This is a genomic window from Edaphobacter lichenicola (assembly GCF_014201315.1).
Taxonomy (GTDB): Bacteria; Acidobacteriota; Terriglobia; order Terriglobales; family Acidobacteriaceae; genus Edaphobacter; species Edaphobacter lichenicola_B.
This window is the reverse complement of the sequence record NZ_JACHDY010000005.1, coordinates 270,569-289,705: the sequence shown is the minus strand read 5'-3', so window position 1 is coordinate 289,705 and position 19,137 is coordinate 270,569. Positions and strand designations below refer to the sequence as shown.

Genomic DNA, 19,137 nt, shown 5'->3' with positions numbered 1-19,137 from the left:
ATGGGCCTTATACACTTGTTTGATAGATAAGTTTCGATAAATCCTAAATCCTATTTAAATGAAGTCAAAAAAAACGTTCACGCCAATTGAATCGTCCAAAAGAGATTCCGGCTTGACCTACTTCTAGTGCAACTAACGCGCCGCGTTGACCGTCCGCTTGATCCGCGATACGGGGTTAGGCTTTGATCCTTCTTTACGACGAAGGCCTATGCACCGTCCTCATTCTCTATAGAGGACATCATCTATAGAGAACGTCGTGGTGAAATCTACATCTCGGCCCAGCGGCGCAAGAGATTGTGGTAGATACCGGTCAGTTGTACGGTTGTGGCGTTGCCGGGACTCTCGAGCGCCAGGCGCTGGATGGCCGTGTCGAGGTCGTAGAGGAGGGTTCGGTCGGCGTCGCTCCGAATCATGCTCTGTACCCAGAAGAAGGAGGCTACGCGTGCACCTCGGGTGACGGGGGTGACACGGTGCAGGCTGGTGGCGGGATAGAGGACCATGTGTCCCGCGGGGAGCTTGACGGAATGAACGCCGTAGGTGTCTTCGACGGAGAGGTCGCCGCCGTCATACTCGTCCGGGGCGGAGAGAAAGAGCGTGGCGGAGATGTCGGTTCTGATGCGCTGGCCGGTGGAGGCGTTGGCGCGAATCGCAGTGTCGACGTGGGTGCCGAAGTGGCCGCCGCCGGTGTAGCGGTTGAACATCGGGGGAAAGACCCGCAGCGGGAGGGCTGTCGACATAAAGAGCGGCGACCGGGCCAAGGCTCCGAGAACCACCTCGCCTAACTTGACCGCTATGGGATGGCCCTCGGGGAGTTGGAGGTTCTCCTTGACGCTTTGGGCCTGGTAGCCGGCGGTGACCTTGCCGTCGACCCACTCGGCTGCGTCGAGCGCTGCTCTTGCGTGCTTTAGTTCGGTTGCGCTCAACACGTCGGGAATCGTAATCAGCATGTCTTGCTCCTTTTGGCTTAAGAAGTTGTCCAGAGGCTGTCCTGCCGGACAGGCCTCCTGCGCGGAGGGCGGTCACTTCGTGACTTGTATACCGCTTCGCTCGGTCCTCCCGTTGGTCGGAATCGGCTTCTCTTCCCGACCAATGCCCGACCGGCAGGACAGTTTAGAACTTGAAGTTGATTCCGATCTGCGCGTTGGCTCCGGCGCCTGGAATCAAGTGGCTGGGATGCGGCAGATCGATGTAGTAGCGATTGAGCAGATTGTTGACGTTCGCCTGCAGCTCCAGGCGATCGGTCAAAGGCCGCCGGACCATTGCGTTGAAGATCCAGTAGCCGGGAACCTGCTTCATCTCTGTCGCGAGTACCTGGTAGTGAACGGCTGGTGCTCCGCTTGCGGTGAGATAGCTGATGGGACCGGAGTAGGCGGTCGGGACATAGGGGACCGTGGAGCTGGCGGTGCGGCTGGCTACGTAGTTTCCGCCCAATCCAACGTTCAGCCGCAGCGGGAGGCGGTGGGTCACAAAGAGGTTGAAGGTCTGTTTGGGTACGTTGGCCAGGGGGAATCCGACGGAGGTAGGGAAGAATTTTGAGAAGATAACGGCGCTATCGAGGTACGCATATCCGGCGACGATATCCATTCCCTCCGGCAGCCTTCCTACCAGCGAGAACTGCACGCCTTTGACTAGTTGGTTTCCTGCTGCCACGATGTTGTTCGAGTTCGTCGGGTCGGTCTCGCGTGCATTGTCCTTCTCGGTCCTGAACCAGGAACCTTCGGCCAGAAGCCGCTCGTTGAGGAAGCTCCACTTTGCGCCGACCTCGTAGGTTTCATTTTCCTCTGGAGCTGCGGAGCTGTTGGCGAGGCCGATGCTCAAGCTCAACGATTCGGCTGCGGGATTGAAGCTGGTTCCGTAGTCGAAGTACACAGTTCCCCGGCTCGAGGGCTTGTAGACGAAGGCTGCGCGGTAGCTCGGCTGCTCGTCGATGCGGCTGATGGGCGCGACTGGCGCCGTGACGGTTCCGCCTGTGGGAGGGGTGGGTTGATACAAATTGTAACCAGTATCGAACCTATCCCATCTGACGCCGCCGCTCGCTTCGAAGAGGCGTCCAAGCTTGATGGTATCGACAAAGTAGATCCCGACACTTTTTGCTTTTGTATGCACGATCGAGCTGATGTAACCGGTGCCTCCGAACGGCTGCTGGGCATTTGGATCGATCAGGTTCGCTGTGGGCACGGTGTTGACCTTGTTGATGGTGTAGCTGGTTCTGATCGGGTTCGAGATCTCCTGCCCGCCCTCCACTCCAGCTACCAGGGCGTGCTTTGTGCCGAACGTTTTGAAGCGCGCCGTGACCTCGGTCTGGTCCCACAGGTCGCCTTCGACGCTTTTGGTCTGGATCTGATTTCGGTTGACGATGATCTTGCTCGGATCGCTGGCGGCAGTGTAGGCACAGGGTAATGCTGTGTTCACGGCCGAGGTGGGCAACGACGATACGAATCCACCGACCGGCACGCTCGCCGGGGCGTTCGAGCAGATCTGCGGCTCCGTGATCTGAGCCTGACGGGGATAGTTTGCGGCACGTGCGATGGTATGGAGATTCAGGTTGGGCGAAAATTCGTGCTCGGCCTTGAACGTCAGAATATCGTCGTTTGTCTTGAGGTAGTTTTCATCGGGGAAGCCGTAGTAGCTATGCCGAATGGACCCGGGTGCGACTGCGTTGTTGAACCACGGCAGCCCGTAGTCCGGCGTATCGCTCTCGGTCATGTGCAGGTAGCTCAGGGTCGCGCGCGTCTTTGTGTTCAGTCCGATTGAGACTGAGGGCGCGATGCCGAACCTTCGTACCTCTGCGTAGTCCCGGCCAGCGACACCGCCCTCCTGCCCCATGAGGTTGACGCGATAGGCCGTGCCACCCAGCACATCGAGCTCCGGTTCGTTGATGTCCGCCGTGAGCCTGCGGGTCTTATCGGTGCCGAACTGTGTCTGCACATTAACGAACTGCTGCACGACAGGAACCTTGCTCTCCTGGTTAATGACTCCGCCGGTTGAACCGCGTCCGAACTGGATGCCTGCGGGCCCTTCAAGCGCCTCGACTTGCTCGTAGTTGAAGGCGTCGCGGTAGTAGCTTCCGAAGTCGCGGATACCGTCGAGAAAGATATCGTTGCGTGCGGTGAAGCCGCGAATGGTCAGGTTGTCGCCCTGTGCGCCTGCCTCGCCTGCCGCCAGACTGATGCCTGGCACGTTGCGTAGAGCGTCGCGCAGAGTGGAGACACCCTCATCTTTGAGCACAAACTGCGGCACCACGTTGACGCTCTGCGGCGTGTCGATCAATGGCTCGGTGAACTTCGAGAGTGAGACCGAATTCGTGACCGAATCAGTTACAGAGACGGTATCCTTCGCCTGGACGCCTACGAGCATCGTCGTGGCATCTTCCACGCGGTAGTTCAGGCCAGTTCCTTCCAGCAGCAGGCGCAGCGCTTCATCTTCGCGATAGAGCCCCACGACTCCCTGCGAGTTGAACCCTGCCACAGTTCCTGACGGCAGCACAACCTTCACGGTCAACCCGGTCGCTCTCTCAAACGCCTTCACCGCCGCATCGAGCGGACCTGCCGGAATATCAAACTTCTTTAGAGGCAACGACGCGTCCACCGCCCCACTGGCCGCCGGATCTACTTTCTCGACCGAGGCCATCGCCGCCTTCGTGGCGCCCATCGCCGCATAAGCCGCCAGCGTTCCTGCCGCGATCCACCCGCGACTCCCGCCAATCCTTAACCGGCTCTTCTTCTTCCCTGATGTTGTCGTCTTGCGCGTCGTCTGCTTCATTCTTATCTCCGGATAAGGTTCGTCTCCGTGAAACCGATCGCGTTCTCTTGCCTTCAGAACGGCGTCGATCTTCACGGTCTCCCTGTCAGATCGAAGTGTGAGGGTGAAAAACAGGCGCACCTCACCGTCGACCGCTAATCCTCAAAAGATCCCGGCTAAATCCCGGGAAAAGTTTTGAGGGGCTTACTGATATGCCATGGAGTTTCGAGCCGAGGTAGAACGATCAGCAGATCGAACCTTATAATGCAGAGAACCTGCAGTCACTCGGCTGTAGCTTCCAGGTCCTCGCGGTCTCCGCCAAGAGATACTCCGCGGGGATCTGGTCAAAACACTCCAATCCCAATCAAGCTCCTGTAAATTTAGCGCTGAAATGCAATAAATTGAATATACGACGGGATGGGTCCGATATCAAGTGAATAGGCGACAAATTTAGTCTTAGATTATTTAATCGACCCCGAGGCCAGGATTGGTCGCTTGATTCTGAATCACTACCTTTGAGGAACTTGTGTCCTGCCGACGGCAGAACACTCGAGAGCCCGTCCTTTTCTTTTTGTCTTTGTCCCGTTTCCGGCCTTGATTCCCTCTAAGTCCCGCCTTTTCTTCAGATCATTCTGCCTCTGGAAAATCCGCTTGATCTGGCGGCTTTACCCCGCCAAATCAAGCATTTATCATAGGAATACACATGGCAGACGATCTGTTTCCGCAGGACCCAAAGAATCCCAACGCACCCTCCCCGCAGGACGCGAACTCTAACAACCCTCCCCCGGCAGGATCTCCGCCCGACGGCTCGACCGTTCAGGGCCGCGGCGCCGCGTTTATGCTCTCCATCAATATAGAAGAGGAGATGCGGAGGTCGTACCTCGACTACTCGATGTCGGTGATCATCGGGCGGGCGTTGCCGGACGTCCGCGACGGCTTGAAGCCTGTTCATCGGCGCATCCTCTATGGCATGCAGGAGATGGGTCTTCAGTTCAACAAGAAGTACACGAAGTCCGCCAAGGTCGTTGGTCACGTGATGGGTAACTATCATCCCCACGGCGACTCGGCTATCTACGACACTATGGTCCGGCTGGCTCAGCCATTTTCTCTCCGCTATCTCTTAGTAGATGGTCAGGGGAACTTCGGCTCCGTCGATGGCGACTCCGCTGCTGCCATGCGTTACACCGAGTCGCGCCTCACTCGCCTCGCTGGGGAGATGCTGGCGGACATCGACTACGACACGGTTGACTTCTCTCCTAACTACGATGAGTCGTCGCTTGAGCCTACCGTGCTCCCGGCCCGCGTGCCGAACCTTATCGTCAATGGCAGCTCCGGCATCGCCGTTGGCATGGCGACGAACATTCCGCCGCACAATCTGACGGAGATTGTGAACGCCTGCATCTCGCTGCTGCAGAAGTCTCCGCAGGATCATCGGCCTGATTTGGATCTGGTGCTCGAGCATGTCCTTGGGCCTGACTTCCCGACGGGCGGCTATCTCTTCGGCAAGACGAATATTCCCCAGGCTTATCGCACTGGCCGGGGACGCTTCATGATGCGTGCCAAGTGCAGCATTGAAAACATCTCAGGCGGGCGTCAGGCGATCATCGTCACTGAGATTCCTTATCAGGTCAACAAGTCCAAATTGATCGAACGCATCGCCGAGTTAGTTAATGAGGGCGTCATCACCGACATTGCACGCGATGAGTTTCGTGATGAGTCGGACCGTGATGGCATGCGTATCGTTATCGGCCTCAAGCGTGGAGCCGAGAGCCAGATTGTGCTGAATCAACTGCACAAACATACGCAGATGCAGGAGTCGTTCTCGATGATCTTCCTGGCTGTCCACAACGGCCAGCCGAAGGAGCTTCCGCTCGATCAGGCTATTCGGGCGTTCCTCGATCACCGCACCGAGGTGGTCCGTCGCCGGACTGCGTTCCTGCTCGCGAAGGCTCGCGACCGCGAACATATTCTGCTTGGCTACCAGATTGCGCTTGACCATCTGGACAACGTCATCAAGATTATTCGTCAGTCTTCCAGCCGCGCCGATGCTCGCGAGAACCTGTTCTCTTACTTCTCGAATAAGCGCATCAACCTGCGTGGGACCGAGTTGCGCGGTGTTACGCTCGACCCTGCGAAGTACGGCGTCGATATGACGTTCAGCACAACCGGGACGCTGATTCTCTCCTACAAGCAGATCGATGCGATCCTGGAACTGCAGCTCTATCGCCTGACGCAGCTCTCTATCGATGAGCTGCTGAAGGAGCTCGCTGAAGTTCGCGATAACATCACGGAGTTCGAGTCGATTCTGGCTTCGCCGGCGAAGTTGCGCAAGGTGATCGTCAAGGAGCTTACCGAGATCCGCGACAAGTATGGCGACGCGCGACGTACGCAGATCATCGACGAGACCGCTGAGCTGCAGCTCGAAGACCTTATCACTGATGAGCAGGTCGCCGTTACGGTTTCGAATACTGGATATCTGAAGCGGACGCCTATCTCTATCTATCGACAGCAGCGTCGTGGCGGTACGGGGCGGCTTGGGATGAAGACTCGTGAAGAGGATTTTGTCGCGCAGCTCATCATCGATTCGACGCATGCGTATCTGCTTTGCTTTACAAATACTGGGCGCGTTTATTGGCTCAAGGTGTATGAAGTTCCCGATGTTGGCGCGGCCGGCAAGGGCAAGGCTATGGCTTCGCTGGTGGCGCTGCAGCCTGGGGAGAAGGTCGTTACGATTCTTCCGGTCAAGGATCTTGAGGAAGAGAACAAGTACATCTTGTTTGCGACCCGCAATGGCACTGTGAAGAAGACAGCGCTGAAGGACTTCTCGAATGTGATGGCGCGCGGGATTATCGCTATCAATATTGAGAAGGATGATGAGCTGATCATTGCGCGGATTACGGACGGGCAGCAGGTGATCTTTATCGCTACGCATGATGGGATGGCGATTCGCTTCAATGAGCAGGATCTGCGTCCTATGGGGCGGCCGGCTACGGGAAATCGCGGCATTACGCTGAAGAAGGGCGACTATGTGATTGGGGCGGCGGTGACGCCTTCGAACGAGGCGCGCAACAAGACACGGCTGGAACGTGCTGCTCAGAAAGGGCTTACGGACCAGGTGGAGGCGGCAATCGACGAGGCCACGGAGTCGACTGAGGCGCAGCCGCTGGAGCTTGCGGAGCCTGGGGAGTTGGCTGCTCCGGTGGCTTCGGCTGAGGTTGCGGCGAAGCTTGAAAAGCTGGATAAACAGCTGGGTTTGACGCCTTGCCTGGTGCTTACGGTGAGTGAGAATGGGTTTGGCAAGCGGACCGATGTTGATCAATATCGCCTGCAATCGCGTGGTGGTAAAGGGGTTATCAATATGAAGACAACTCCTAAGATCGGCAAGGTTACGAGCATTCAGCTTGTGGATGACACGACGGAGATGATGGTGATCAGCCAGTTTGGGAAGATCATTCGCATTGATACGAAGAGTGTTAGGGCGGCTGGGCGTAGTACGCAGGGGGTGAAGCTGCTGGACCTGGAGGATCAGGACAAGGTGGCCGCCGCCGTCGTCATACCGCCCGAAGAGGCGAAGATACAGCCTGAAGAAGGCACTTTGTTGCAGTAATTTTTTTGACGTGGTGACGCCCGTTTTTGCTGGGGTTTTCGGCAAAAACGGGCGTTTCTACATGGTGTTTTGGTGGTGTGATCGTGGTGGATTGCGTGGTAGACGTGGTGTTTTGACAGTCACTTTTTGGGGCTCGAAAAATGCGCCACAATTTCCAGATTTATTTTGCGGCTTTCCCATTTTGGGAAAACAGTTTTGAGATATTTGCACAAGCCGCTAACACCAATGCTCGAACAACTAGCTTTTGCACTCCGAAACAACAATCAGGCTAAGCGTAGCAATGTATATCTGCATGAATTTTGAATAGGGCTTCGCGCGCAATCTCAACTTCGCCAGCAATATGTTCGAAATTTACACGGCTCTCTAGGATGATCGGCAGCTCATCTGGAATTAGTGAAGCCACCTGTTGAAAAGCTAGCTTCGCTCCATACGACAAGGCTTCATGCTGACTTTCGCTATTTACCTCACTAAGATGAACCTGCACAAGCCTTTCTTGAAAGGCTGTAAGCATGAGGAAGGCATCTGTCATCGATGAATCACATTGTCGGGAATGGCCCAGATCAAAACACAGACTCGCGTCCGGGAGCTTTTCAAAGACTAGCTCAAGCTCGCGAACATTACGTCCGATTGGTTTTCTGCGATCCATATTTTCGATCGCAACGCGCCGTCCAAATCGCTTCCAAAGTGTTGCATCACTGATTGCATCGGGATGAACAACTATCGGCCACGTCTCAGGAACGTTTGAGTAGAGTAGATCAGCTAACCATGCTTCGTCACCTGCGGAATAGCTACTCGGCGCGTGGAAAGAGACATAGGAATAACTTTCCAAACGAAGATGAGGGATAGCAGCAACTAAGATCTTTACTTCCGACATGCGCAAAGCTGAGAGTTCTATGCAAGCAAGGTTGCTCAAAGCAAGTATGCTCAGAGCTTTTTCAAAGTCCCCATAAGCTACCGCTCCGGTGGAAAATCCAATTTTTCTCATTAGAAAACTCCGTATTCAATCGTCATTCTGCCAAGTTCATTCTTGTCGCTGAGGAAGATAGCTCCGATGGCATCACGATAACGATGACTTATATCACGTCCTCTGCTTGCTGTTTCGTCGCTGCCCAGCCGTTCAACCGGCAACTTGTCAAGATGTTCTCTAATAGTCTGTCCTCCGCATGATGGAGTGTCATCAGCCAGCATCCCGAGAAATTCGTCGTAAGAGTCGAACAACTGCTTGCTCTGTAAATCGAGGTTAGGGTTGCGGAGTAAAGCAGATGCAAGAATCTCGAGAGGCGGTTTCATGAGGACAAGTCGTAGCCGTTCGATTACAGCCTGTACTTGTTTAAGTGAATAGAATTCTTGCCGTTCCTCCTTTGAAGCAAACCCACAATGACATTCAAAACAAGCAACCATTCCGGCAAGAAAAAGAAGCTTCCTTGACATGCGCAGTTTTAGATTTCTAATTGCGAAGCCCTCATTCTGTCTATTGCGCTGTTTGTAAGCAAAATCGACAGTCATCGTTCGCCAATATCGTGCCACATCATTGAACAGAAAGCGAGGGACTTTGTACTCCCCTGAACCCAGCCAGAGTCCACGATCTTCATCCAAATACCGCCACAGCACATTTCGCAAGACACGTTCATACGCGTCTGGGTGTCCTATTGTGTCAGATTCCAATAACAGTAGAATTCGCAGGGTCGTATTAGCATTCGTATCATCTTGTCCTCCGATATGGTGAATTAAGTCGTGACCGGATGCGATCGTGCCAAACACACCCTCGCGTCCGGGCTGCCTAATATCTAAATCTTTGAGACTCTTTCGAATCTCCTGAGCCACCTTGAGATGTTCAGGATGAGAGATGCCGTCGAGTAATAATGTCCAATCGACATCACTTCCGGAGGTAAACTCCTGTCGGGCAAGCGAACCGACAACCACGATGCTGGAATCAGAACTAGTGAAACCGCCCAGAGTGTCTTCAAGCAGCTTTTTTGTCACCCCACTCTGAGATCTCGCAGACCGAATGTTAGGCCATGAAGCTTTGGTGCGTGCCTCTAATAGGTCTAAGGCAGAGATTTCGGAGAGTTTTTCGGCCAAGTGTCTTCCATCCACGGTGCAAGTCGTTGCTTGGCAATTCTACCGCCATACAAAGGAAAGTGTTCCACAATGAGACCGATTGGTCGGATGAGCTTATTTACCGACCATCTCGGCACTCAACCTGATCGCTCCGGTTCCTACCATCATGCTGCGTGACCAATCCTGATAGCCGGTTTTCTTTACAACGATCTGGTGTTTGCCTGGCGTTAGATTCAGCGTTGATGGAGTGCTGCCTACGAAGCTGCCGTCTACTTCTATGTCGCAGTTGGGTACGCTTGCTTCTATCGTCAGGCCGGAGGGTGCTGCGGTTGCGCTCGCTACTGCGACGCCGGAAGGACTTATTGGGGCGAAGTGCGCCATGTCCAGCTTCATGTTTCCTGAGACGAAGGCGGTGACTTCTGTTCCTTTGGGAATGGTGATGTCTTTGCCGTGGATGAAGAGCAGGAGAGGAGCGGCCGGGAAGAAGACGATTGCCGTTCCTACCATTCCTGCAGTCATGGCTCCGGTGTGACCGCCGCCCTTTGCGTTTTGGGTCGCGGCCAGAGCTGCTTTTTCGCCATCGACCAAGCGAACGCTGTCGATGTTGACGTCGAGTTTTCCGGGGCGGCCCATGGCTCGCTTTGGTTCGGCGAATGTGATCGTCGCCAGTGCTTGTGCGCCTTTGGCGATGACCATTACCCCGTCAACGTCGGTCTCGTCGATGGTTTCGAAGGAGACCTGCTGACCCGTCTTCGCGGTCGCAGAGGTAAGGTTCTCCGCTAGCCGCAGCTTGATTGCTGTTCCGTCCTGCAAGGTGTTTGGTGGGGGTGGTCCGGTGGGTGACGCTACCGGTGGGTTGACCGGAGCCGCAGGAGGTTTAGCAGACTGTGCTGATTGTCCGCTTTGTCCAAGGACGGGATTGCCGAATCCAGAGAGAACCAACAGAAGGGAAGCAAAGAGGGAACGCATGTTTTTTCGTACGACCTAGTCTCAACAAGTTTGAAGTCTTTCAGAAGCTACGCTGTCTCGATTCCCAAGACAAGTGGCAACTTGCTAACTTGCCACGAAAGTCGCAGAACCGTTGCCATGATGCGCCTGAGTTACTGCTTCAGCATCTGGCTTTGGCATCTGGCTTCGGCGCCTAGCTCTAAGGTCTAACTTCGGCATCTGGCTTTAAGCATCTAACTGGGGGAACGCGAAAAGAGGAATGAATCGATGTCTCATCCAGATCCGGCACGGCCGCATGAACACGAAGAAGTTGAGAAGTCCAAAGCTCGTACCGCTCACGCGGAACATGTTGAGCCAGAGAAGGGCCCGCATGACCCGAAGGAGATCAATCCGAAGATGTCGTCCGATGTTCACTACTGGGCGAAGGAGTTTGGTGTGACGGGGGATCAGCTGCATGAGGCGATCCGGGTGCATGGGACGCATGTTGAGAAGGTTCGCGCTGCGCTGAGTCATCACAAGAGCTAACTGATACTGAGATGCCCGCTTTCGTGACTGCTGTGTCGTCACGAAAGCGGGCATTGTTTGTTTCTTTGAGTTGTCGTATTTCGCGAGTGCTACTGACCCTTGTATGCGTTGGTATAGCCTTTCACGAATGACTCACGAAACTCCGTCTTGAACGTGTCTTTGTCCATCCCCTTCGGGATCTTCGCGTGAGCGTAGGCCTTGTTCTCAGTAGGACGGAACGACTGACCACGCGATAGGTCGGCCTGGCCCTGGTTGAAGCCTGCAGCATAGCCTTGACGAGCCACCATGTTGGGGGTGCCGTTCTCTGGATAAGCTATATCGTAGCCGCGTGGCGAAGACCAACTATTCACATCGCTGTCGTGCGGAGCTTGCGCCAAACCAGCGGGCACAACGCTGAAAGAAAGCACACCAGCAAGCATTAGATACGCCCAAGCATTTTTGCGAAAAATCATAAGAACCTCCAGACGGGCAGCATTACAGCACTACTCATCTGAGAGGTACGACTCTGTCTGTATCGGGGGGGTTGCCCTGGTTCGCGCGGCGCTGCAACACAAGGGATAGAGCGCAGACAACTGCGTGAAGAGGGTGGGTGGAAAGGGACGAGCGGTTTGGGCAGGTCAAAGTTCATCGGGGGATCCTTCCCCATTCGACTTCGCTCAGGGTCAGGATGACAGCAAAGGACCGCCCCTCTTCGCGGTTTGAAACTTTGCGGAGAGGGGCGGTTTTGTTGCATGAGAACCACGGGCCCACAACTATTACTGCAGCTTTAGTTTCTATTGGTTCAGATCGTGGAGGGTCTGTCCGACGGCTTCGCCGACGTGTCCTGCAGCTTCTTTCACGTTGCCTATGACGCGGTCCGCAGCGCCTTTGGCGGCCAGGTCCTGGTTGCCGATGAGCTTGCCTGCGCCCTGCTTGATGGCGCCGGCGAAAGAACCGACCTTGCCCTCGGCATGCTTCCTGGTGCCCCAGGCGAAGGTCTTGCGGGCGGCGTCGGTGAAACCGTCATAACCGATGTCGTAGGCTGGCTCGGGTTGATCTGAGAGATCGACGAACAGCACGAACGTTACGGCGATGCCGACTCCGATGCCGGCCAGGATCCATGGGAGTCCCTTCATAACAAATCCTCCAGTTGGTAAGATGCAAAGTTTGCGTGCCGGGGATAAAAAATCTCTGGTCCGACCCCTCGTGACTGATGGGACAGGGTGTTAGTGGGTTGCGGCGCCGGTGCGTAGGGGTTGTAGGTCCTGATCGAGCATTCCGGCGAGGTCCATGGCGAGGCCTGCGCCCTTGGCGTCGGTGTAGGTGCCCAGGGTGCCCTTGAGCTCGACGTCCGTCTTTTTGCCTGCGACCTCCTCGGTGCATGGGGTTCCGGTGAGGTAGGAGGCGGTGAAGCCGATGGTGCGTTTGGCGGTGGTCTGCTCCTGGATGACGACGTGGAGGGTGCGGTCGGCGTTGGCGACGCTGTCGACTACGATGACGCCGGTGAGCCCACTGATGGCCTGACGGATCTGGCCTGCGATGGCGCCGGTGGAGTCGTCGCCTGCGACGGTGAGCAGGACGTGGATCTGGCCGGAGGGCGTGGTTCCGCTGGCTGGGCAGACGAGCCAGTGCTTGCGGGGATCGGGCTTCGCGGAGTTGATGAGGCTGGTGAGCTGGGCCTGGGTGAGCTTGTTGAGGCCGTCGGCCTTGAAGTCGTCGGAGGAGAGGCCGAGTGTCTTCTGGACGTCCGGCGACCAGACCGCCATGGTGGTTCTGGAGGAGCTCCTCGGCTTGTGTGGAGCGGGCGTTTGCGCTGACGCGATGGAGCCGGTGAGGCCCAGGCTTATGATTCGCAACCCTATGAGACTTGCGAGCACCCCTGCCGAAATGCCATAGATCCGATCCTTCACATCCCCCTCCAATCCTGCTCTTTGAAAGCTACTGCATGTGAAGACGATCCAGCACGCCAAATAGACGAAATCGGCGTCGGGTTTGTTTGATAGATGAGGTCTGATGTTAGAAGGGATGGACTTATTGCGGATAGAAACCCTTTGGGGTTACTTTTTTGCGATGTGGGGTTTCGATGTGGGGTTTCTGGGGGTTTCCTAACCTGCTGCCGTTCGTGACTTTACCTTCTCTGGCCACGCTCGCGAATTTTAAACTCCACGCGGTGGGGAGATTCCGCATCTAACCGGGAATGACCAAGCTACGAAATGCGGTCCTACTGACTCCTCTGCTGCTCGCGACCGGCATCGCTCCGGCATTTGCGCAGCGTTACGATAACAGCCGTTACGCTAACAACAATGCCTATTATGGCGGGATGCGTAATGGCGGCCGTGGCGGCAACTACTATAACGATCGCGATCGCCGCTACCACGACGACCACTACCGGGATCAGGGCGGCATTGGACCTGGCAAGGGCGCGCTGATCGGTGCAGGCGGCGGGGCGGTTCTTGGCGCGGTGTTCGGCGGCGGCCTGAAGGGCACCATCATTGGCGGAGCGGCGGGTGCCGGGATTGGTGCCGTGGTCGGCCAGGCTGCCCAGAATAACCGCGACGATCGCTATCACCGGTACTAGACGCTTTCTAACCTACGCAACTAAAAGGAACGATCCCATGCGCCTCTTCTCTCGCCTCGCACTCTGCTTTGCTCTGACTACGGTTGCCCTGGGTGCTTCGGCTCAGCAACCGGCGGCCGCCACGATTACGCCGTCTGCGGACTCGACTGCCGCCCACAACTGGACGAAGGAGCAGATTCTGACCTGCACGGTGTCCGACTGCTGGCAGCTTGCGGGCAAGAATGAGGCTACGTTCTTCGATATCGTCCAGCAGCTGGCGGAGATCTCGGCAGAGACGCGGGGCCTGACGCTTCCAGAGAACGCCGAGGCCGGCAAACGCGCGGGCGAGTACATCAAGGCAAAGGCTAAGGCCGATCATGGACAGCTGCTGTATGCCATCGTCGATGCTTCCGTGCGCCGGGTGGGGACCAAGCCGTCGACGCCGCCGGCGAACTGACTCCGGGGACAACACTCCGCTTCCATAACGGGAGCGAGACGCTAAGATAATCTGCATGCGTCTCCTCCTTCTGGTTATCGCTTCGCTTGTTGCGTCCGGAGCAGTTGCTCAGACCCCTGCGGCATCGACACCGCTGCCTGCCTCGATCGATATCGTCAAGCTGGAACAGAATCTTTGGACGACGATGGCTGAAGGCGACTTCGGGACGGTCCGCAGTCTGTTTACGGAAGACTTCATTCTGGTGGACGAACACATTCAGGCTCTGGACACGCTGCTGATCACGCTGAAACACTGCAAGCTCGAGTCGTACGAGCTTCGTGATCTGCAGGTTCGTATTCTGACGCCGGACTCTGCGCTGACCGCGTATCACGTGGTGAATACGTTCCAGTGCGGCACGGCGGACAAACCCACTGTGATGAACAATGACAACAACTCCGTCACGGTCTGGGTTCGGCAACCTAAGAGCGGGAGATGGCTTGCGCAGGTGCACACGGAGACGCCTGCGAAGCCCTAACGATGGGCGCGTAAATTTGGCGGAATCCTTCGAGCCTCTGATTTCAGGTCGCGTCGAACAAGCTGGATAGCTGCTGAATACTGCGCGAGCTTCTCCATCGCGAGACTGCTTTCTCCATCGTGCCGATCACTCCATGTCGTAACAGGTCGCGAAGATCCCGATATGGGCCGTGCGCGGATTTGCCGCCCGCTTTATTCGATAAAAACCGGCTGCCTGGTCAGCGGCGAACTAAAATTCCGGATAGAAGTTCAAGACGAAATGCAAGATAAAAAGCTGCTTAGCCTTCAAGGAAGCGAAAGTATTCATGGAATCGAAACTTTTGTCTGCACTTTGCGTCTTCACTTTCATTGAGATTGCGCCCACCGAGGCACACCTCCCCAGAGGAAAAGATGATTTATGGTTTCAAGCGGTTCGCGATTACGCTGATGCTTCTTTTAGCGCTCAGCTTTGCCTTCGAACGCCAGGCCCACGCGTACGTCGATCCCGGCTCAGGCCTGCTTATGTTTCAAGGCATCAGCGCGGCGATCTCAGGAGCTCTCTTCTACTTTCGCCGCCGGCTCAAGAATCTCTTCGTCAGGACCGAGGAGAAGCCGGGGGACGGAACAACGACTCCATCCCGCACGTAGGGGATTGGCCGGAGATTCAAGGCCAGAAGATTGAAGGCGATTAACATCGGGCGTGGCGGCGGCTTGCTCACTCAGCCGCTGCAGCATCGCGGCTGCTGCTTGGCTTCAGGTCTTGATCGCGCAGCAGAGATCATTTCGGCGAGATCATTTCGGCGAAGACTTACTGCTGCGGATTCTCCGGCATAATCGCCCCTGCCTTCACCCACTGCTCGACCGTCGCGATGTCCGCATCGGAGAGCTTGGGCTGCTTGGGAGGCATAGGCATGGGATCCTTCGCGGGTCCCTCATGGCGAATCAGCCGCACCAGGAGACTGCTCGCGGGATCGCCCGGGATCAGCACCGAGCCATCGTGGCCGCCCTTCAACATCCCTGCCCGCGTCTGAATGTTCAACCCGCCGCGATGGTTGATCCCGCCGTGACACCGGTAGCAGTTGGCCTGAAGGATCGGCTGAACCCTGGTTGTGTAAAACTCGGGCTTCGCTGCCTCATCCTGTGCCGCCTGCACGGTTCCGACCCGAAACCCCCACCCCATCAATCCGATAGCGGCCAGTCCCAATCCCACCCACATCCTCTTCATCCATTCCTCCTGTTAATCGACAAGTATACGGAACCCACCTCGTCACTTACATGCTCTCTTACCAACGTTTAACTTAGGAGTTGCTCTGGCGCTCCGCGCCTCCGAAAACATGATGCGTTTGAACGCCCCCATACCGGCCCTTCTGGCGCTTGCGGCTCTGTGTTTTTCATCCGCAGACAGCCTCGCCAAACCGATGCATCATCCCTCGGCCCATAAGAAGACTGTCGCCGCTGTGGTGGCGAAGCATCCAGACAAACGGAAGGCCGCTGCGAAACCGACGCATGCGGCGCATGGCTCGAAGCATCACAGTACGCCGAAGACCGATCCGCCTATGAGCGCCCGTGTCCGTGCGCGGTCTGCAAACCGACGTCACCTGCGCCACTCGGTCAGCGCCTCGCTCCCGAAGGCGACGCAACCTGAGCTGACCGCCTCTGCCAGAGCATCGCAGAAGGCGACCTCGGAGGACTTCCTCAGGGCTGCTGCAGCGTCGACCCAGGTGGAGACCCAGGCCGCTTTGGCGATCCACGGAGCCTCACGCTCCGACGCGCGCCCCGAAGAGCTCAACGAGACGCGCCAGGCTGCGGCTGCACCTGCGCGTAAAACAGCGTCTTCGCCGAAGCCGGTCTCGGTGGCCAAGCCTGTTCCTGTTATCAGCGTGGTTCGGCCGGCGACGGAGAGGCCGCAACTGGCCAGCGTGGAAGAGGTGGCCTCGACTCCTGTCATTCTGCCTAATCTGTATAACAAGCGTGGGCGGCTCATCGTGCCTCCGCCGCTGAAGGGCTCGCACGAGATTCTCGTTCATCAGAATGAAGTTGCCGATCGCGATGGGCTCTCCCGCATTCAGGATGATGGCGACCTTATGGACATGCGCAGCAAGAAGCTGCTTGTCGCGTTGCCTGAGAACGACGCTCTCCAGGTGGATGATCGGCTTCCGGTTAACCGGCGTTACTGCCGTCCGTGGACCGCGCAGTTTCTCGGGACTCTGGCGCGCGCGCATTATGCTCGCTTCCACACGCCGCTGCAGGTGAACTCTGCGGTGCGCACGGTTGAATTTCAGCAGCACCTGGTGCACATCAACGGCAACGCCGCACCGGCTGAGGGCGACACGGCCTCTCCGCATCTGACGGGGCAGGCTGTGGACATTGCGAAACACGGCCTCTCGCTGGCGGAGATCGCGTGGCTTCGGGGCTATCTTCTTCCGCTCGTGCAATCGGGAAAAGTTGATGTGGAAGAGGAGTTCCAACAGTCGTGCTTCCACGTGAGCGTCTACAAAAGGTATCTGCCGCTGGCGCCTGAGCGCGACCTTGCCATTCTGCATCACGGCGGGACTTCTGCTCTGGCTGCGGCTCTGCGCTAGGATCTCAGTTTTTCGCCAACTACAATCTCTCGCGAGATCCGCTTCGCCAGCTCTTGATCGCCGCATCCAGCGCCTGCATGTTGTGAACGCCATCTTCGCCGGTGGCCGCAAAGTGAGAGCCTCCGCGCAGCGCAACGGCAAAGCTATCGAGCATGCGCGTGTAGCCATCCCCGTTGTCTACTGTGACTCTCTCGACCACCTCGCCCGCGCGCCGCACAACAATCTCCACCGGGCGATCAACCGTGAGACCCCCTTCGGCGGTCATGACGCCATCGCTGCCGTTGATTTCGACCAGAGAGCGGTAGGGTGTTCGCGCACTCGTCGTCACAGTGGCAAAGACGTCGCCCGTCATCTCCATCTGGAGCGAGGCGACGGCCTCCACCTTGCCAGATGAGGCATCCTTCCTGGCCAGAGTATCGACACTGATCACGTCTTCGCCGAGTACGAAGCGCAGCGCGTCGATGCAGTGCACGCCGACATCTCCAATGGGTCCGCCGTAAGCCAGCGTCGCGTCGATAATCCACTTTCGTGCGGAGTTTGTGGCGGGGTAGCAGTACTCGGCACGCGCAAGTTGTGGCCTTCCGATGAGGCCGGCGGTGATCTGCTGGCGCATCCACTCCAGACTTCGGTTGTAGCGAAAGTTCTGCGCCACGCCGAAGAGCAGACCGGCTGCGTTGGCCGCTGCGTTCATCTCTTCAGCCTGCGTTGCGCTCATGGCCAGCGGCTTCTCGCACAGGACTGCCTTGCCGTGCCTCAACGCCAGCAGCGTATCGTCGCGGTGCATCGCGTCGGGCGAAGTGATGAAGACGACGTCGACGTCCGGCGAAGAGCAGAGTTCTTCGCGCGTGGCGAAGCAGTGAGGGATCTTGTAATCCGCGCAGTTGGCGAGAGCAGCCGCATGGTCGCGCCGCCACATTCCGCTCAGGGTTGAATGCTCACACTTCGGAAAGGCAGGCAACAGGCGACGGATTGCGTGATGACCAAAGCCAAGAATCGCGAAGCGCACAGGCGACTGCGTCATGAGACCTCCCGAAGAGAGACGAATGGCGATTGGTGGAGAGTTAGTGGGCGTCGGTCTTGAAGATCTGTTCGGCGAAGAAGTTCTCCACCTTGGCCTGGTCGTGCACCATCTCCAGGTAGGCGCTCTTGAGCAGCTGCGAGCGCACCTCGCGCAACTGCTGGCGGATGGCCTGCTGGACGCGGGGATCGTTTACATCGCGCTGGCCTGCGGGGTCGCGGGAGATGAGCTTGTAGATCGCATAGCCCGCCGGACGCTTCGACTGCGCATCGAGCAGCGGAAGGATCTCGGTGATCTGGCCGGCCTTCAGCTTGGTCACGGCGGTGAAGACGGTGGGATCTGCGTGGAGCTGCGACTCGCCGACGAAGCCCATATCTCCGCCGTTGGGGGCGAATTCGGGCTGCTCCGACCAGTTGCTGGCGATGGTGCCAAAGTCCTCGCCGCTGTCCAGGCGGTTTTTCAATGCTTGAATCTTCTTCTTCGCTTCGACGTCGTTGGTCGCTTTGCTTCCCTGCAGGTTTCCCGGCTGGGGTGACGGCTGATTTGTCACTTGAATCGCTGCCACGTGATATTTGGTCTCAAGCAGATTGAACTCGGCCCTGTGCTGGTTGTAGTAGCTCGCTACATCGGCGTCGGTGACGGTGATCTTCGAGTTGATCTCTTTGTTCAGCAGCTTGTTGATGGTGAGACTGCGGCGCAGCGAGTGTTTTACATCGTCGATGGTCTGGTTGCTCGCCTTCAGCCGTTCTTGAAACTGCTCCTCCGTATAGGGAGCCTTCATCTCGGCGAGCTTAGCGTCGACCTCTTCATTGGTCGCAGTCAGATTCATCTTTGCTGCGCGCTGCTCGACGATCTCTTCATCGATCAACTCGCGGAGGAGGTTCAGCCGCAGCGAATCCGCCTGCTCCTGCGAGGGCTGCTGCTGTTGTTGAGCGGCGTCTCCGAGCTGTAATTTGTAGGCCTTTTCGAGATCGGCCTGCATGATGGCGTGGCCGTTGACTGTGGCGACGACATCGGCGCTGTGCCCGTGGTTGCATCCTGCAACCGGCAAGAGCCCGGCGGCCATCGTCAGCAGCAATGGAAGCGAGGCGGTGCGAAAGGAGCGCGTGTTAGAAGTACGTTCGTTTTCGGTCGACAAGCTCGGCACATCCGTGTTCCGCATCCAGATCT

At 57.0% G+C, this 19,137-nt stretch carries 18 protein-coding genes; 7 read left to right on the top strand and 11 right to left on the bottom strand.

The genetic code is table 11. The annotated features are described in order from the left end of the window. Window positions 1–266: 266 nt before the first annotated feature. Window positions 267–947, bottom strand: coding sequence for a Fe2+-dependent dioxygenase (locus tag HDF09_RS16640; protein ID WP_183768363.1), 681 nt, complete (start codon window positions 945–947; stop codon window positions 267–269). Between the two features lie 163 nt (window positions 948–1,110). Next, on the bottom strand, window positions 1,111–3,762 hold the full coding sequence (locus tag HDF09_RS16635; RefSeq protein ID WP_183768361.1) for a TonB-dependent siderophore receptor: 2,652 nt from the start codon (window positions 3,760–3,762) through the stop codon (window positions 1,111–1,113). 682 nt (window positions 3,763–4,444) lie between these two features. Between HDF09_RS16635 and gyrA the strand changes: the two genes are divergently transcribed. Next, window positions 4,445–7,348: a DNA gyrase subunit A gene (gene gyrA, locus HDF09_RS16630; protein WP_183768359.1), complete on the top strand. Its 2,904-nt coding sequence runs from the start codon at window positions 4,445–4,447 to the stop codon at window positions 7,346–7,348. Window positions 7,349–7,616: 268 nt separating this feature from the next. Here gyrA and HDF09_RS16625 read toward each other — a convergent pair whose 3' ends face one another. From HDF09_RS16625 to HDF09_RS16615, 3 genes are all read right to left on the bottom strand, one after another. Continuing rightward, window positions 7,617–8,333: a hypothetical protein gene (locus HDF09_RS16625; RefSeq protein ID WP_183768357.1), complete on the bottom strand. Its 717-nt coding sequence runs from the start codon at window positions 8,331–8,333 to the stop codon at window positions 7,617–7,619. Then, entirely contained in the window at window positions 8,333–9,331 is a 999-nt protein-coding gene (locus tag HDF09_RS16620; protein WP_221270184.1) for a hypothetical protein, read from the bottom strand. Before HDF09_RS16620 ends, HDF09_RS16625 begins: the two co-directional genes overlap by 1 nt. 192 nt (window positions 9,332–9,523) lie before the next feature. Next, window positions 9,524–10,378, bottom strand: coding sequence for a PEGA domain-containing protein (locus HDF09_RS16615; protein ID WP_183768353.1), 855 nt, complete (start codon window positions 10,376–10,378; stop codon window positions 9,524–9,526). Between the two features lie 246 nt (window positions 10,379–10,624). Between HDF09_RS16615 and HDF09_RS16610 the strand changes: the two genes are divergently transcribed. Then, window positions 10,625–10,882: a DUF3606 domain-containing protein gene (locus HDF09_RS16610; RefSeq protein WP_183768351.1), complete on the top strand. Its 258-nt coding sequence runs from the start codon at window positions 10,625–10,627 to the stop codon at window positions 10,880–10,882. A gap of 89 nt (window positions 10,883–10,971) precedes the next feature. Here the strand turns inward: HDF09_RS16610 and HDF09_RS16605 are convergent, their stop codons facing one another. From HDF09_RS16605 to HDF09_RS16595, 3 genes are all read right to left on the bottom strand, one after another. Beyond that, the gene (locus HDF09_RS16605; RefSeq protein WP_183768349.1) at window positions 10,972–11,334 is read right to left on the bottom strand and encodes a hypothetical protein; all 363 of its coding nucleotides are present in this window, start codon (window positions 11,332–11,334) and stop codon (window positions 10,972–10,974) included. Between the two features lie 321 nt (window positions 11,335–11,655). After that, window positions 11,656–11,997 (bottom strand): CsbD family protein, encoded by a 342-nt coding sequence (locus HDF09_RS20525; protein ID WP_221270183.1) that lies wholly within the window; start codon window positions 11,995–11,997, stop codon window positions 11,656–11,658. 90 nt (window positions 11,998–12,087) lie between these two features. Beyond that, on the bottom strand, window positions 12,088–12,771 hold the full coding sequence (locus tag HDF09_RS16595; protein ID WP_183768347.1) for a hypothetical protein: 684 nt from the start codon (window positions 12,769–12,771) through the stop codon (window positions 12,088–12,090). Between the two features lie 287 nt (window positions 12,772–13,058). Between HDF09_RS16595 and HDF09_RS16590 the strand changes: the two genes are divergently transcribed. The 4 genes from HDF09_RS16590 (at window position 13,059) to HDF09_RS16575 (ending at window position 15,015) form a co-directional block, all read left to right on the top strand. Further along, window positions 13,059–13,439 carry a glycine zipper 2TM domain-containing protein gene (locus HDF09_RS16590; protein ID WP_183768345.1) on the top strand — a complete coding sequence of 127 codons (381 nt, stop codon included), beginning with the start codon at window positions 13,059–13,061 and terminating at the stop codon, window positions 13,437–13,439. A 37-nt stretch (window positions 13,440–13,476) separates the two neighbouring features. Further along, complete coding sequence (locus HDF09_RS16585; protein ID WP_183768343.1) at window positions 13,477–13,875, top strand: hypothetical protein; 399 nt, start codon at window positions 13,477–13,479, stop codon at window positions 13,873–13,875. A 55-nt stretch (window positions 13,876–13,930) separates the two neighbouring features. Continuing rightward, window positions 13,931–14,389, top strand: a complete 459-nt coding sequence (locus HDF09_RS16580; protein ID WP_183768341.1) for a nuclear transport factor 2 family protein — start codon at window positions 13,931–13,933, stop codon at window positions 14,387–14,389. Window positions 14,390–14,778: 389 nt separating this feature from the next. Next, entirely contained in the window at window positions 14,779–15,015 is a 237-nt protein-coding gene (locus HDF09_RS16575) for a hypothetical protein (protein ID WP_183768339.1), read from the top strand. A gap of 160 nt (window positions 15,016–15,175) precedes the next feature. Here the strand turns inward: HDF09_RS16575 and HDF09_RS16570 are convergent, their stop codons facing one another. Then, window positions 15,176–15,592: a c-type cytochrome domain-containing protein gene (locus tag HDF09_RS16570; RefSeq protein WP_260181399.1), complete on the bottom strand. Its 417-nt coding sequence runs from the start codon at window positions 15,590–15,592 to the stop codon at window positions 15,176–15,178. Between the two features lie 109 nt (window positions 15,593–15,701). On the opposite strand from HDF09_RS16570, the gene HDF09_RS16565 reads away from it, so the two are divergent. Beyond that, the gene (locus HDF09_RS16565; protein ID WP_183768337.1) at window positions 15,702–16,949 is read left to right on the top strand and encodes a DUF5715 family protein; all 1,248 of its coding nucleotides are present in this window, start codon (window positions 15,702–15,704) and stop codon (window positions 16,947–16,949) included. Window positions 16,950–16,968: 19 nt separating this feature from the next. On the opposite strand, the gene HDF09_RS16560 is transcribed toward HDF09_RS16565, so the two are convergent. After that, window positions 16,969–17,970: a Gfo/Idh/MocA family protein gene (locus HDF09_RS16560; RefSeq protein ID WP_183768335.1), complete on the bottom strand. Its 1,002-nt coding sequence runs from the start codon at window positions 17,968–17,970 to the stop codon at window positions 16,969–16,971. 40 nt (window positions 17,971–18,010) lie between these two features. Continuing rightward, window positions 18,011–19,129: a SurA N-terminal domain-containing protein gene (locus HDF09_RS16555; RefSeq protein ID WP_183768333.1), complete on the bottom strand. Its 1,119-nt coding sequence runs from the start codon at window positions 19,127–19,129 to the stop codon at window positions 18,011–18,013. Window positions 19,130–19,137: the final 8 nt, after the last annotated feature.

Bases quoted from the DNA above. Each gene is read 5' to 3' on its own strand.
- HDF09_RS16605 (WP_183768349.1), bottom strand. From the start codon at position 11,334: ATGATTTTTCGCAAAAATGCTTGGGCGTATCTAATGCTTGCTGGTGTG.
- HDF09_RS16570 (WP_260181399.1), bottom strand. From the start codon at position 15,592: ATGAAGAGGATGTGGGTGGGATTGGGACTGGCCGCTATCGGATTGATG.
- HDF09_RS16575 (WP_183768339.1), top strand. From the start codon at position 14,779: ATGATTTATGGTTTCAAGCGGTTCGCGATTACGCTGATGCTTCTTTTA.
- HDF09_RS20525 (WP_221270183.1), bottom strand. From the start codon at position 11,997: ATGAAGGGACTCCCATGGATCCTGGCCGGCATCGGAGTCGGCATCGCC.
- HDF09_RS16640 (WP_183768363.1), bottom strand. From the start codon at position 947: ATGCTGATTACGATTCCCGACGTGTTGAGCGCAACCGAACTAAAGCAC.
- HDF09_RS16635 (WP_183768361.1), bottom strand. From the start codon at position 3,762: ATGAAGCAGACGACGCGCAAGACGACAACATCAGGGAAGAAGAAGAGC.
- gyrA (WP_183768359.1), top strand. From the start codon at position 4,445: ATGGCAGACGATCTGTTTCCGCAGGACCCAAAGAATCCCAACGCACCC.
- HDF09_RS16560 (WP_183768335.1), bottom strand. From the start codon at position 17,970: ATGACGCAGTCGCCTGTGCGCTTCGCGATTCTTGGCTTTGGTCATCAC.
- HDF09_RS16625 (WP_183768357.1), bottom strand. From the start codon at position 8,333: ATGAGAAAAATTGGATTTTCCACCGGAGCGGTAGCTTATGGGGACTTT.
- HDF09_RS16615 (WP_183768353.1), bottom strand. From the start codon at position 10,378: ATGCGTTCCCTCTTTGCTTCCCTTCTGTTGGTTCTCTCTGGATTCGGC.
- HDF09_RS16565 (WP_183768337.1), top strand. From the start codon at position 15,702: ATGATGCGTTTGAACGCCCCCATACCGGCCCTTCTGGCGCTTGCGGCT.
- HDF09_RS16610 (WP_183768351.1), top strand. From the start codon at position 10,625: ATGTCTCATCCAGATCCGGCACGGCCGCATGAACACGAAGAAGTTGAG.
- HDF09_RS16555 (WP_183768333.1), bottom strand. From the start codon at position 19,129: ATGCGGAACACGGATGTGCCGAGCTTGTCGACCGAAAACGAACGTACT.
- HDF09_RS16585 (WP_183768343.1), top strand. From the start codon at position 13,477: ATGCGCCTCTTCTCTCGCCTCGCACTCTGCTTTGCTCTGACTACGGTT.
- HDF09_RS16580 (WP_183768341.1), top strand. From the start codon at position 13,931: ATGCGTCTCCTCCTTCTGGTTATCGCTTCGCTTGTTGCGTCCGGAGCA.
- HDF09_RS16590 (WP_183768345.1), top strand. From the start codon at position 13,059: ATGACCAAGCTACGAAATGCGGTCCTACTGACTCCTCTGCTGCTCGCG.